The organism is Pantoea jilinensis, from assembly GCF_019104105.1.
Taxonomy (GTDB): domain Bacteria; phylum Pseudomonadota; class Gammaproteobacteria; order Enterobacterales; family Enterobacteriaceae; genus Pantoea; species Pantoea eucalypti.
The window spans coordinates 2,702,329-2,716,642 of the sequence record NZ_CP077746.1; the positions used below are offsets into that span (position 1 = coordinate 2,702,329).

11 protein-coding genes are annotated in these 14,314 nt (G+C 56.7%); 1 reads left to right on the forward strand and 10 read right to left on the reverse strand.

Annotation, left to right across the window (positions count from 1 at the left end):
* Positions 1-97: 97 nt before the first annotated feature.
* From mukB to cmoM, 4 genes are read right to left on the reverse strand one after another with little or no spacing between them, the layout of a single operon-like run.
* A complete protein-coding gene (gene mukB, locus KTJ90_RS12795) occupies positions 98-4,585 on the reverse strand; it encodes a chromosome partition protein MukB (protein ID WP_140033561.1) in 4,488 nt (1,495 codons plus the stop codon).
* The gene (gene mukE / locus KTJ90_RS12800) at positions 4,582-5,307 is read right to left on the reverse strand and encodes a chromosome partition protein MukE (protein ID WP_008925852.1); all 726 of its coding nucleotides are present in this window, start codon (positions 5,305-5,307) and stop codon (positions 4,582-4,584) included. The genes mukB and mukE overlap by 4 nt, the downstream gene beginning before the upstream one ends.
* Positions 5,288-6,610 (reverse strand): chromosome partition protein MukF, encoded by a 1,323-nt coding sequence (mukF, locus tag KTJ90_RS12805; RefSeq protein ID WP_003849384.1) that lies wholly within the window; start codon positions 6,608-6,610, stop codon positions 5,288-5,290. The genes mukE and mukF overlap by 20 nt, the downstream gene beginning before the upstream one ends.
* Positions 6,607-7,392 (reverse strand): tRNA uridine 5-oxyacetic acid(34) methyltransferase CmoM, encoded by a 786-nt coding sequence (gene cmoM / locus KTJ90_RS12810; RefSeq protein ID WP_003849381.1) that lies wholly within the window; start codon positions 7,390-7,392, stop codon positions 6,607-6,609. Before cmoM ends, mukF begins: the two co-directional genes overlap by 4 nt.
* A gap of 125 nt (positions 7,393-7,517) precedes the next feature.
* On the opposite strand from cmoM, the gene elyC reads away from it, so the two are divergent.
* Complete coding sequence (elyC, locus tag KTJ90_RS12815) at positions 7,518-8,300, forward strand: envelope biogenesis factor ElyC (protein ID WP_003849380.1); 783 nt, start codon at positions 7,518-7,520, stop codon at positions 8,298-8,300.
* Here the strand turns inward: elyC and KTJ90_RS12820 are convergent.
* From KTJ90_RS12820 to msbA, 6 genes are all read right to left on the reverse strand, one after another.
* On the reverse strand, positions 8,280-9,173 hold the full coding sequence (locus tag KTJ90_RS12820) for a phosphotransferase (protein WP_003849378.1): 894 nt from the start codon (positions 9,171-9,173) through the stop codon (positions 8,280-8,282). The genes elyC and KTJ90_RS12820 overlap by 21 nt on opposite strands.
* A gap of 111 nt (positions 9,174-9,284) precedes the next feature.
* Positions 9,285-10,034 (reverse strand): 3-deoxy-manno-octulosonate cytidylyltransferase, encoded by a 750-nt coding sequence (gene kdsB / locus KTJ90_RS12825; protein ID WP_003849376.1) that lies wholly within the window; start codon positions 10,032-10,034, stop codon positions 9,285-9,287.
* Entirely contained in the window at positions 10,031-10,213 is a 183-nt protein-coding gene (locus KTJ90_RS12830; RefSeq protein ID WP_003849374.1) for a Trm112 family protein, read from the reverse strand. Before KTJ90_RS12830 ends, kdsB begins: the two co-directional genes overlap by 4 nt.
* A 105-nt stretch (positions 10,214-10,318) precedes the next feature.
* Positions 10,319-11,533, reverse strand: coding sequence for a winged helix-turn-helix domain-containing protein (locus KTJ90_RS12835; protein WP_008925847.1), 1,215 nt, complete (start codon positions 11,531-11,533; stop codon positions 10,319-10,321).
* Between the two features lie 39 nt (positions 11,534-11,572).
* Complete coding sequence (gene lpxK, locus KTJ90_RS12840) at positions 11,573-12,559, reverse strand: tetraacyldisaccharide 4'-kinase (protein ID WP_140033564.1); 987 nt, start codon at positions 12,557-12,559, stop codon at positions 11,573-11,575.
* Complete coding sequence (gene msbA / locus KTJ90_RS12845) at positions 12,556-14,304, reverse strand: lipid A ABC transporter ATP-binding protein/permease MsbA (RefSeq protein ID WP_003849365.1); 1,749 nt, start codon at positions 14,302-14,304, stop codon at positions 12,556-12,558. Before msbA ends, lpxK begins: the two co-directional genes overlap by 4 nt.
* Positions 14,305-14,314 lie beyond the last annotated feature (10 nt).

Here is a 14,314-nt window from a genome sequence, read left to right on the forward strand (position 1 = left end):
CCGCGCTGTGACTCATCATGTGAGTATACAAACAAAAACGGCATTTGCCTCATGCGACAAATGCCGTAACCAGATTAACGAATGGTTCAGTTTTTGACTACGTTTCCGCCTGTGATTTTTCAGCCGTTAAATCGGGCAATGCATCGGCTTCGCTTCCCGCACGCACCGGCGAAGGATCCGCAGCAAAACCACGCAGGCCAACCACATGCACATGCTCGGTGTTATTAAACACTTTACGCACCAGTTTGTAGGTCGTGCCTTTCTCAGGGCTGATGTTCTCTGGCGCGGCAATCACCAGTTGCATCTCCAGTCGTTCACATAGTTCAAACAGCGTGGCGATGGAGCGGGCATCCAGACGGGCCGCTTCATCAAGGAACAGCAGTCGGCATGGCGAAATGTCTTTGCCGCGCAGACGACGGGATTCCTCTTCCCAGCTCTGCACCACCATCACCAGAATGGACATACCGGTACCAATCGCTTCACCGGTTGAGAGCGCACCGCTCTCTGCGCGCAGCCAGCCATCGGAACCCCGGTTAACTTCCACTTCCATCTCCAGATAGTTGCGGTAGTCCAGCAGCTCTTCACCAATGGTCTGCGGCGTGCGCTGCCCCATGTCGATGTGCGGATTAAGACGCTGATAAAGCTTCGCCAGCGCTTCGGAGAAGGTCAGGCGATTACTGTTAAACAGATCCTGATGCTGCTCGTGCTCCTCCGACAGTGTGTCCAGCAGCATGGCATGCGTTTCACGCACATTCACGTTAAGCCGCACGCTGTGCACCTGACCAAAGCTGACGGTCTGCAAGCCCTGGTTGAGCTGACGGATGCGATTCTGTTCGCGCTGGATTGTTTTACGGATGATATTGGCCGCACTGCGCGAACTGATCGCCAGCATCTGCTCACGTGCCGTCAGCTCTTCGGTCAGACGGTTCAGTTCGATTTCCATCTGCTCAATCGCTTCGACCGGATCGTCAGTACGAATAATATCCTGACGGATACGCTCACGCAGATGCTGATAAACCGCAATAAAGAACTGAATCTTACGTTCCGGACGTTTTGGATCTTCCGACAACCGCAGCACGTCGCGCAGATGTTCGTTATCCGCTACCGCCAGACGCAGCGCACCCAATGCTTTATCCGACATCGAGCGCAGTTCATCGCCGCTCAGGTAGGCCAGTTCACGGCGATGCAGACGACGCTCAACGCCATTCTCTTTCACCAGACGCAGTACGGTACACCAGCCCGCTTTGGCACTGACCACCTGCTCCCGCACCAGATGATATTGACGCTCCAGCTGACGCAGTCGCTTCTGCAGGTTATCCATCTCCGCTTCGCAGAAAGTGAGTTGTTTCTCCAGCTGATTGCGGCGGGCACGGTTGTGGCTGAGTGCTGTGTACAGTTCGTCACGGCGAACGCGCGCGCGCGCTTCTGCACTGCTGTCAGCCTGGACGCCAATGTCCTGCATTTCCTGCTGCAGCTCTTTCAGCATGTCGCGTTTCGCGTCATAAGCGCTTTTCAGCGAGGCGAGCACCTGCGAGTATTGTGTCAGCTGCGCCTGATGTTCACGCAGGCGATCACGACTGCGACTACGTTCACCTTCAGCCTGCTCCAGACGCTGACGCAGCTTATCGCTGAGGTCATTGTTGCCGTTGAGCATGCTGGCTGAGTCGTCATAGCTGAAGTGGGCGCGACGCTGCACCACTTCGGTCAGGGCAAAGGCCTGCTGACGGGCATTGCGCTGTTGCTGCTGTGCCTGCTGATAATCCGCCTGCAGCTGCTCGTGCTGTTCCGGGTCGCTCTGCAACACGGCGATAATTGGCTCAAGTTTCGCCAGTTTCGCGCCGTGCTGATGCAGAAAGCGCGCCGCATCCTGCGCCGCATCGACCTGCTCACGAATCTCTTCGCAACGATCGCCCAGCGTATCATCCAGCAGCAGGTTAACGCGTGGCAGCAGTCGGTTAAGTTGTGACACGCCCTCTTTCGCCAGCTCATACTGCTGGCGCTGCTGCTGATTATTGCTCTCGTGCTGATTCAGCGCCCGTTCCAGTTCAGCCCGGCGTGCGCCCAGCTGACGGATCTGCGCTTCCGGGTCAGCGTCAAACGCCACGGCCAGATGACTGCCGATAAAACGGCTGAACGACTGATGCAGACGTTGCGTTTTCTGCACGTCAAACGACAGCGTCGCGTAGCGTTCGGCCAGCTTGTCGCGTTCAAGATGCAGCAGCTCCAGCTGATTTTCACGCGCAGCACGGCCAAACAGCGGTATTTTCGGGAAGCGGGAGTAGCGCCACTGACGCTCAGCTACCTTCACAACCACCGCATTCTGCAGCTCATCCACGCTGAAGACGCTGTCATCGAACGACTGCGGATCACCTTCGATCAGATAGAGATCTTCCGGGCAATCCTCGAGCCCGTCCAGCAACTCACGAACACGTGACAGATCCGGCACCACGATCGCATGACGTGACGGACCGTAGAGTGCGGAGAAGTACGGCGCATCATCCAGTGTGACATCATCATAAATTTCAGACAGTAAGACGCCGCCAAAACGTTCCGCCAGCTGGGTCAGTCGCGCATCTTCCGCACCGCCTGGCTGGCTGAGTCGTTCAATCTGCTGCTCGATATCGCGTTTTTGGGCGGCCACTTCGTCGCGCTCGACGGTGGTTTCACGCTCACGCTCCAGCAGCTGCTGCATATATTCGGTGACGTCCTGGCTGCTGTTCAGCGCCTGGCCAGTCTGTTCGCTGAGCTGCGTCAGAATCTCCTGCGCCGCCAGCCAGTGTGGCGCACGGGCGGTAAGGCTGGTGATGCGTTCACGCAGCTGTTCCAGCTCCTGACGCATCATCATGCGCTGCTCACCGGCGTCCGAGACGCTGCTGTTCAGCTGTTCAATCTGTGCTTCCAGTTCCTGCTGCAGGCCAGCCAGCGCATCGGCTTCATAATGCTGCCCCTGGCGCTTGCAGAACTCGGCCAGCAGACGCTCCGCCTCATGCTGTTCGCGCAGGCGCTGTTCCAGCTCATTGAGACGCAGACGCAGCGATGAGAGCTGTTCAGCGTGATGACGCTGATTGCTGGCATCACGCAGCAGTTCGCGACCGGTTTGCCAGGCATCCTGACGGGACACATCACCGGCAATGCTGGTCACCAGCGCCAGCGCCTGTTCGAACTGACTGTGTGCCGCTTCCGCGACGCTCAGCTTCTGTTCCAGACGCAGCAGGCGTTCTGTCGCCTCTTCCTCTTTGGCCTGGAAACTTTCCTGCCATTCAGCGGCATTGTCGATGGTCAGATCGGGCAGCTGGCAGAGCGTGCGGGCGCGTTCCAGCGCCTGCAAGGCCTGCTGATACTGGATGGCGCGGGTTTGCTGCACGTCGAGTGCCTGCTGGAAATCGGCCAGCTGACTTTTCAGCTCATCCACTTCCAGCTCAGCGGCTTCGGCACGCGCTTCATTCTCTTCCTGAATTTCACGCGCTTCGGCGACCACTTCGGTCTGCTCTTCCAGACGCAGCGTCAGATCTTCGATATCGGCATCGTAACGCTCAATCTTCTCCTGCTGACGCATCGCCGTCTGCACCAGATTCAGGTGATCGCTGGCGGCCTGATAATCGACTTCGAGATCATTCTCTGCGCCACTGTGCTCAGCCAGTTCGCGCGCCATCTCAACATGACGATACTGCTCGGTGGCGAGCTGCTTGCGACTGCTGAACAGCTCACTGCGCAGTTGTAACGCACTGTCGAGATGCCCCCGACGCTCGTTGGCGTGGCGCATATAGTCAGCCGAAACGTAGCTGGTCGCCTCGGAGATCAGATGCTTAAAGAGATCGCGGTCAGACTGGGTAACGCGGATTGCCTCCAGCGTCATGCGGTTTTCGCGCAGCGCCGCTTCCATATCCTGAAACGCTTTACGCACGCCGCTGTTTTCAGGCAGCAGGTAATCGCGCAGCGATCGGGTGATGGCGCTGGAGATACCGCCATACAGTGAGGCTTCAATCAGGCGATAAAACTTGCTGCGATCGCTGGCAGAACGCAGACGTCGCGGCACCACGCCCAGATCAAACATCATGGCGTGATAATCGGTGATCGAGTTATAAGCGCGGAACTGTACGCCTTCCTGCGCCTCAACCCGCTCTTTCACCTCATTCAGCGGCAATACGCGTGCCTGACGGCTGTTAAGCACTTCCGTCAGCATATCGGTCGGGTTGGTATCGGTTGGCAGGCCATGGATACTGAAAGGTTTAATATCGACCTTTTTATCGCGTCCGGCGACCTGTTGCAGACGGACACCGACCACCACACGCTGATGGCGTGAATTCACGACATCCAGCATGGAGTAACAGACGCCAGCCCGCAGCTTCCCGTGCAGACCTTTGTCACGTGATCCCGACGTTGCGCCCGCTTCGGTGGTATTACGGAAGTGCAGCAATGTTAAATCGGGGATCAGCGCGGTCACAAATGCCGCCATGGTGGTGGACTTACCCGCACCGTTACCGCCTGACAGCGTGGTCACTAATTCATCGAGATCAAAAGTACGGGCAAAAAAGCCGTTCCAGTTGATCAGCGTAAGCGAACGAAACTTTCCGCGCTCAATCATGCCTGTTCTTCCTCTGCGTTCTCACTCGCGTCGCCTTCCTGACCGTCACCTTCGTCGGTGTCGACCGGTGCTGTCGCGTTTTCCAGTAGCATCGCTTCGCCATCACGAATCAGGCGAAGCTGCGCTTCACGGGCGTCATCACCGCTGCGCACGTCGGCACCAAAGCGGAACACGGATTCAGTGATGCGGAATTTGCTGCTGTCGTTACCGTAAAACCACACCATACCCAGACGGCGCAGACGGCTCAGAGAGGCGCGCACTTTCTCCTGCAGTTTGGTGCGATCCAGATCCGAACCGGTGGAACGCTGGTTAACCAGCTTCAGCAGGCGATTCTCGTCCGCCAGCGAGAGCAGCTCGTCGTAGAGCTCCTGCTGGGTAAAAATCCCTTCATTGGCCAGACGTTCCGGGCTGAGGTAGAGATAGCAAAGAATCTTCCCGACCATCATGTCCAGCTCAGAGAGCACGGAACGCGGAATCAACGTCGTTGAACGCGGACGCAGATAGAAAAAGCCTTCCGGCGCACGAATCAACTCAACGTGATAACGGCTGTAAAACTCTTCGAGAAACGACTGGTAGTCCATCAGAAACGCATGATTATCCAGCTCTTCGATACCGATATGACGTCCGGCGCGTAACTGGCTATCCAGCGCGGGAAAAATTGGGTTGGCCAGTGCCTGTGCCAGCTTAACCGGCATCACTTGTTCAATATTTGTCGATGACATGTGCCTGCACCTTGGCTCCGTAATCATTGATGGCTTGCCATTCCACAGGCAAACCGGCTAAATCAGCTTCTGCTACGCCAAGGCGCACCGCCTGATCCACCACAATGCGTGCCAGATCGAAATGGCGGGCGCGTGGATACTGGGCCAGGTAGTCGCGCATCACTGACGCGAGGTTGAGCGGTTTTTGTTGCGATTTATAGACCTGCAGCGCTTCTTCAATCATCGCTGCCAGCTGTTCGCGAATTTCGTTGATCTCTTCGTATTCCATCTCCGGCGGCAGTTCGCCCATCACTTCGTCATTCCGCAGCGTCAGCGCTTCATCACGCATGTCATACAGACGGTCGGCGTTGGCGTAGGTCAGCGCCCAGGGCGCGTCGAAGTAATTCTGTACTGATACCCGCAGGCGCTGCGCAAAGACGCGGTTCTTATCCATGTCGATGGCGGTACGGATGAATTTATGGACGTGGCGGTCATAGCCGATCCACAGGTCGATTGCCTGCTGGCCCCAGCTGGTAATCCGGTCGAGTTTGCTTTGCAGATCAAACACCAGCTTATCGACGAAGCCCAGGTCCGGGCTGTCCAGCGTGGCATCCTGAATCCGCAGCAGGTTTTCCTGAAGTTTGTCGCCCGCAGCTTCCAGCGTATCCTGCAGTTCACGCAACGTCCCTGACGTTTCGGAAAGCAGCATTTCACAGCTGGAGATAGCCGCGCGCCAGTCTTTGTTCAGCAGTTCAGCAATATCGTTTTTCACCGCCTGTTGCTGTTCATCCATCAGACGCTGGGTCATATCAATGCTGTCGAAGATCTCCGCCACCGAATATTTCAGCGGCGCAAAAACATTGCGATGCCAGTGGAACTCGTCGCCGTTTTCCTGCGCCGCATCGGCTGCTCGCTTAAGCTCATTGGCCACAATCGACAGCTGCATAGACAGGCGCAGCGTCGAAAATTCTCGCTGACGGATGTAATAGTCAGTGATGCCGATGGCCAGCGGCGTCAGGCGATAGATAGCATTGCCTTCGGTCAGTTCGCTGGTAAAGCGGTTAAGCAGGCGCTGTCGCACCATGTCATTGATGGCGTTGTTGGCGCGAACCAACACGGTTTCGTGGGTTTGTTCGAAAGCTTTACTGACGTGACGGAATGCATCAATCAGATCGCCTTCACTCATTTCGCCATCCATCCGCTCACCATTAAGGGTGGCGATAGCCAGCAAAAAGGCCAGACGTTCCACTGGCAGCGCAAGGGAAAAGTCATTTTTGCGCGCCCAGGAGACCAGTTCAGGTACCGTCTGGGAAAATTCACTCATAATTCGTCCTTCTGCCCGGGTTTACGCGCGGTCACGTGGATGTAACGCCCTAAGCTCAAAAAGGGTTCCTGACGGCAGTAACGCCGCTCCATCTCAATAATTTCGTCGTCGCTTTTTGGTTCGCCCTTCGGCGGCTTCATGTAATCACTGAATACCCGGATCCCGGCACGCTGTTCAATCACAAAACCACACGCCTCCAGCCAGCGATAAACCTGTTCAGGGTCGCGCGGATAATCAGGCGACAGCGTTCGCTTTTTGCGTTTGGTCAGATTGGTGCGCAGATAGCCGAAATTACCCAGCGTTAAGGTGCGCAGTGTCAGGCCGTGCAGATTGTAAAACATCAGCGACATGACGCCTCCCGGACGCAGCAGATCGAACAGCGCTTTCAGCACCGTCTCCGGTTCAGCGACCCATTCAAGCACAGCGTGGAACAATACCAGATCCACCGGCTTATCCAAATGTTCGCCCACCTGCTGAGCGCTAATTTGTCTGAATTGCATGTTATGGCTCACACCCTGCGACACCGCATTTTCCTCTGCCCGGCGTAGCATCTCACCAGAGAGATCGCACAGCAGAACCTGATGGCCCTGTGCCGCAAGCCTGCTGGAGACCTGGCCAATACCGCCGCCCGCGTCCAGCACCGACAGCGGGTGTGACGACAGATCGGGCAGTATCTTCTCCAGCTCGTCCCAAAGAATGGCCTGCCGTATTTTCCCTTTAGTGGTGCCGTAAATATTTTGCGAAAATTTATCCGCGAGATCGTCAAAGTTACGATCCTGCATGGCATGCGCTCCGGTATGCTGCGGTGAGACTTATGCTATTTTGTCACAGGCATCAGAAGAATGAACCTTTCATCCCCATCTTCCCTTCCGGGTGCTCTATTTTCGGACAACAGGACGCATTTTTGATGTTATTTACCCTGAAAAAAGTCATTGGCGGGCTGCTTTTACCCCTGCCGTTTCTGCTTTTGTTGATGGCGCTTGGTATTTTACTGGTTTGGTTTACTGGCTGGCAGAAAAGCGGCAAAACCGTGATCTCGGTCAGCTGGCTGCTCCTTCTGTTGCTGAGTCTGCAGCCGCTGGCGGATCGTCTGCTGCTGCCACTGGACAGCCGCTATCCGACCTGGAACGGCGCAGAGAAGGTGGACTATATTGTGGTACTGGGTGGAGGCTACACCTTTAATCCGGGATGGGCGCCCAGCTCGAACCTGTTGAATAACAGCCTGCCCCGCGTGGCAGAGGGTGTGCGCCAGTGGCGGCGTAATCCGCAGTCGACCCTGATTTTTACCGGTGCAGCGGGCGGCACCAATCCGAAGAGCAGCGCCTGGGTAGCGGCACAGGTGGCGGAAAGTCTGGGCGTTCCCCATGAACATATTCAGATCCTTGACCAGCCACGCGATACCGCAGACGAAGCGCAGGCAGTTAAAACTGTGGCAGGCAATCGCCCGCTAATGCTGGTGACCTCCGCGAATCATATGCCACGGGCAATACGCTTTTTCCACGCGGTCGGGTTGAAGCCCATTGCCGCGCCCGCCAATCAGCTTGCGATTACCTCACCGCTGAATGGCTGGGAACGGGCCATCCCGTCATCGATCTGGCTAAGTCACAGCGAACGTGCCGTTTATGAAACGCTGGGCACGTTATTGCAACGGCTGAAAACCGAGGATGGCTCAGCCGAGCCAGGGAAGTAACTGTGCGCGAGCATGGTCAAAGCGCGGCCGATCAAAGGTGCCGGTCTGGATAAGCGTGTCGATGCAGTCCCACAGCTGATAAACCCACCGACGCCAGATAAAACCCTCTGAGACCGGCGCCCGTTGCAGGTAATGATGCAGTAGCGCCGTTTCGGCTGGCGATGCATCCATATGGATCAGGTCATATTCACGCGGTGCCCAGAGAATCGTGCCGGGCTGTGTCATCGCGATTAACTGGTCACTGCGGCTGTTTTTCAGCATGCTCTGCAGCCGCACGTTGCCATGAACCATCACGCAGGGATCATCGAAGCCGCGAAACAGATGCGCCAGTCGCGCGCGGCAGCGGAACAGCACCTGGCGATCGTCCAGTGTAAAGGTGGGTGGACGCAGATAGCTCAGGGTCGCCCACAACACTTCAACCCGCTGTGCATACCAGGCGGGCCAGCGGTTCTGCTGCGTGCTGTCCACTGTGCCGACCAGGCCGTGGCTATCAAGCCGGTGCCAGGCCAGGAGTCCCTCGACGACCTGTTCGCAGAACTGTTGCCAGCGCTGAGCATCCCGCGCCGGTGCTTCCGCCGTCACACCATTCAGTCGCGCCATCAGAAGCATTTCATGCACTGGCGGCTGCTGGCTCAGCACCAGACCATAGACCGCGGGTACGGCGACCAGCCCGGCCTGCCCCAGCAACGCCAGTTTTCTGGCTTCCATCGCCGCCCTGCCCTGGTGACGAAAATATTTCGCCACCACTGGCATAGGAAGGCCGTCACGATTGTATAACGCATAGAGCCGGGTGGGTGGATGTTCACTGATCATTTCGAGGCGGCTGATGGTTTCACCCAGCGCCAGCGTGAGTTCTGATTTAAGCTGTTCCATGCGGCATCCTCCTCAGATGAATATCACCCTATCCTGAAGGAAGTGTTGGCCATAAGTTTAGCGGCGGATCAATAACGTGGTGCTGAAACGGGGAGACAGGCTCCCCGCTTGTCAGGCCTGCATGGCAATACGAACACGTTGCAAATCGTCTGGCGTATCCACACCCACGCTCGGGATGGTTTTCGCCACGGCGACATGAATTTTCTCGCCGTACCACAAAACGCGCAATTGCTCGAGCAGCTCAATCTGTTCCAGAGGGCAAGGCGCCCAGGCAACATAGCGGCGAATAAAACCGGCACGATAAGCGTAGATGCCAATGTGCCGCAGCAGCGTGTCACCGATCTGCTCGCGCGAGGCTGCATAGCGTTCACGATCCCACGGAATGGTAGCCCGTGAGAAATAGAGCGCGTAGCCATTCACATCCATGACCACTTTCACCGCATTCGGATTAAAAGCTTCTTCCGCATCCGTAATTGGCACCGCCAGCGTCGCCATGCCCGCTGCTGACCCCGCCAGATTGGTCGCCACCTGACGCACAATCTCTGCCGGGATCATCGGCTCATCGCCCTGGACGTTGACGATGATTTCGTCATCGGCAAACTGATATTTCTCGATCACTTCCGCCAGCCGCTCCGTGCCGGACTGGTGATCGGCGCGCGTCATGCAGACTTCGCCGCCTGCCGCCTCGACGGCCTTTGCCACGTCAGGATGATCGGTAGCAACGATGACACGGCTGGCACCCGATTCACGGGCGCGCTCCATCACATGCACGACCATCGGTTTACCATGGATATCAAGCAGTGGCTTGCCCGGTAAGCGGGTTGACGCATAACGCGCAGGAATGATGGCCGTAAAACTCATGGATGAATCTCTTCGACGGAGAGCGTGCGGGCTTCCGTTTCCAGCAGCACCGGAATGCCGTCACGAACCGGGAAGGCCAGGCCATCAGGTTTGCAGATCAGCTCCTGCTGTGCATTGTTGAAGTAGAGTTTGCCATTGCACACCGGGCAGGCAACGATTTCGAGTAAACGGTGATCCATATGTCCTCCATCAGGGACCGAATGCGTAAGGGTTCAAGCATACCATAGCGCGGCGTATGCGGGATGGAGTAAAACACCATCCCACAGCGGCTGCCGAAAATTTGATTAATCCAGCGTCCACAGGGCTGGCCAGTGCGCTTTAAGCGCATCGGGTACCTGCAGGATGGCGACGCTTTCTGCGCCCTGCCAGGCTGCGAAGCGTTCAATCGCGCGCCGGATATCTGCTGCAAAACGCGCCGTGACACGGGTTTTCTCTTCCAGCCAGAGTTTTTTAATCTCCAGCTGTTTTGACTGACGCAGCATACGGGCATCAAGCCGGCCTTTTATTTGCCCGCGATGGAGGATGGGCAACACAAAATAGCCAAACTTGCGCTTCTCCTCGGGGGTATAGCACTCGATACGGTAGTCGAAGTTAAACAGCTCAAGCGCGCGTTTGCGATCCCAGACCACCGGATCAAACGGAGAAAGCACTGTGCTGTGCGTCGCCTGCAGCGGCGTCTCCAGCAACGGCAGCAGGTCACGATGCAGCCACATCTCGCCCAGACCCTCTGTATTGACGGCGACCAGATCGCCCGCAGCCTCGGCGTCAGCGATAAAGTCTTTTACGGGTGTCCGCTTCAGGCGATAGTAATCCGCCAGCCAGGCCGCGCGGAAAACCCCTAAGCTGCGGGCGCTGTTCATCAGCATCTGACGGGTCGCTTCGGCTTCGCTGATACCATGCAGTTCATCCTGCCAGTCAGGCATTACGCGGCTGCGCAGATCGTAGACGCGCTGAAAATTGCGGCGTTCTGCGACCATCAGCTCACCGGCGCTGAAGAGATTTTCCAGATGACGTTTGTGCGGTTTCCATGCCCACCAGCCTGACTTCGGGTTATCGGCGTGCGTAAAATCGGCGGCGCGCACCGGGCCATTTTCCCGGATCTGCTGCAATAGTTCAGCAATCGCCTGCTGGTGGTCAGCAACCCATTGCGCGTTGTATTTCCAGCCCAGACGTTCAGGCGACAACATGCGATGACGAAGCAGTCTGTAATCGGCGCGGGGAATAAAACAGGCTTCATGCGCCCAGTATTCAAAGAGTTCACCCTGCGCCAGCGCCTGCTCCAGCCATGCCTGAGGATAATTACCCAGGCGACTGAACAGCACCAGATAGGGACTGCGGGCCACCACATGAATGGTATCGATTTGGAGCAGCGACATGCGGGAGATGCAGTTGATCAGATCCTGATACACCGCGCGTTTTGCCGGCGCACGCAGCAGGCCCTGCGCGGCGAGATGAAGGTGACGTGCTTGCTGTAACGAAAGTGAATGCGGGCTGTTCATCCTCTTCCTTATCAGGCATCACCTGAATGGGTGCGGGTATCAGAGCGTGCGGCGACAGAGTTGTTCAATATCAGCCAGTAATGGCGTGACGGATTTACCGGTCAGGTGAGCATCGACCGGCAGATACCACCAGTCAGGCTGAGCAAAGTCGCGGCATTTCACCGCGTCTTTTTCGGTCATCAACAGCTGCTGGCCTGTCTGGAGTAATCGGGTCAGCTCATCCTCGCTGTAGGCATGATGATCGGCAAAGGCGATCTCTGCAACTGGCGTGATGCCCTGCTTTTTCAGCGTGGTGAAAAAACGGGGAGGATGGCCTATACCGGCCATCGCAACTACCGCACCCAGTTGCTCAGCTGGACAGGTTTCCCCGGTCAGGAGATTGGTGGCCAGCCCGGGCTGAAGCTGCATGGCAATCTCGTCGGGCTGCGCGTCGCCACCGTTGATGATGACGGCATCAACCTGCCGCAGACGAGAAGCGCGTTCGCGCATCGGACCTGCGGGCAACCACCAGCCATTGCCAAAGCGGCGTACGCCATCCACCACCACGATCTCGCGATCGCGCTGCAGGGCGTAATGTTGCAGGCCGTCATCAGTGATGACCACATCCAGCGAGCCCTGTTGCAGTAATGCTTCAATCGCCTGTCGCCTTCTGGGCGCCACCGCGACCGGCGCCCCGGTGCGCTGAGCGATTAAAACCGGCTCATCACCGGCCTGTTCCGTGCTGGTCTGTGCGGTGACCAGCAAGGGATACTGATCCGCCTTGCCGCCATACCCTCTGGAGACGACGCCAGCACGCAGGCCGCGCTGCTGCAACGCCTCAACCAGCCAGATCACCACCGGCGTCTTTCCGTTGCCGCCGGCAGTGAGGTTACCCACCACCACGACCGGCAAAGGCGCGCGCCAGCTTTTACGCCAGCCACGCCTGTAACTGAAACGTATCAGGGCCGTGATCGCACCATACAGCAGGCTGAATGGCCATAGCAGTAGCCATAGCGGTGAGCGACCACTCCAGATACGTTCAATCATTGGCCGAATTGCATCTTATGCAGTTGTGCATAGGCACCGCGTTCTGCCAGCAACACCTGATGCGTACCGCGTTCAACAATCTGACCATCTTCAATGACCACGATTTCATCCGCTTTTTCAATGGTTGAGAGACGGTGCGCAATCACCAGCGAAGTACGGTTCTTCTGCAACTCATCGAGTGCAGACTGAATGGCGCGTTCTGACTCAGTATCCAGCGCAGAGGTCGCTTCATCCAGGATCAGAATCGGACAATCACGCAGCAGTGCGCGGGCAATGGCGATACGCTGACGCTGACCGCCAGATAGCAGCACGCCATTCTCGCCAATCACTGTATCCAGGCCTTTATCCATCTTATTGATAAAGTCCATGGCATGCGCCATGGTGGCTGCCTGCTCGATCTCTGCACGGCTATACTGCTCACTCCGCGCATAAGCGATGTTATTGGCAATGGTGTCGTTAAAGAGATGCACATTCTGCGACACCAGCGCGACCTGATTACGCAGCGAACGCAGGCTGTACTCTCTCAGGTCATGTCCGTCCAGCAGGATTTCGCCCTGCTGAATGTCATAAAAGCGGGTCAGCAGGCTCGCCATCGTCGACTTACCAGAACCTGAACGGCCCACCAGCGCCACCGTTTTTCCTGCTGGCAGTGACAGATTGATATTACGCAGTGCCGGAATATCACGGCCCGGATAGGTAAAGGTCACATCACGGAATTCGATATCGCCTTTCGCCCGGGTCATTTCGCGTGTGCCGTTGTCCACTTCCTGCTCACTGTCCAGAATAGAGAACAGCGTCTGACAGGCCGCCATGCCACGCTGGAACTGGGCATTAACGTTGGTCAGAGACTTAAGCGGGCGCATCAGGGCAATCATCGAGGAGAAGACCACGGTAATCGTCCCGGCGGTCAGCGTATCCATGACGCTTGGGAAGCTGGCGGCATAAAGTACAAACGCCAGTGCCAGCGATGCGATGAGCTGAATAATGGGATCAGAAATGGAGGATGCTGATACCAGCTTCATTCCCTGCTGACGCATACGGTTACTGACGCGGGAAAAGCGCTCCGATTCGATTTCCTGACCGCCAAAAATCAGCACTTCTTTGTGACCTTTCAGCATCTGCTCAGCGCTGGTTGTCACCTGCCCCATGGTGTTCTGCATACTTTTGCTGATGGTGCGGAAACGCTTTGAAACGGTGCGAATCGCAAATGAGACAATGGGTGCCAGAACAATCAGGATCAACGACAGCTGCCAGCTGTAGTAGAACATCATAACAAACAGGCCAATAATGGAAGCACCTTCACGCACCACCGTCACCAGCGCGCCGGAAGAAGAGGAGGCGACCTGCTCGGAATCGTAAGTAATGCGTGACAACAGGGTGCCCGTCGACTGCTGGTCAAAGAATGAAACCGGCATCCCCATCATATGGCTGAACAGCCGACGGCGGATATTCATCACGACATTGCCTGAGACCCAGGAGATGCAGTAGCTGGAGATATAACTGGTCACGCCGCGTACCAGCATCAGGCCAATGACCACTAACGGCAGCCATAGCATCACCGACCTGTCAGCTTTACCAAAACCATCATCCAGTAATGGTTTCAACAGTGAGAGCATTAAGGCGTCGCCCGCAGCATTGATAATCAGGGCGACTGAAGCCGCAATTAATCCCGCTTTATTAGGCGCGATCATCGGCCAGAGTCGGCGAAACGTCTGCCACGTAGAGAGATCTTTATCTTGATGCATTATTTATTCA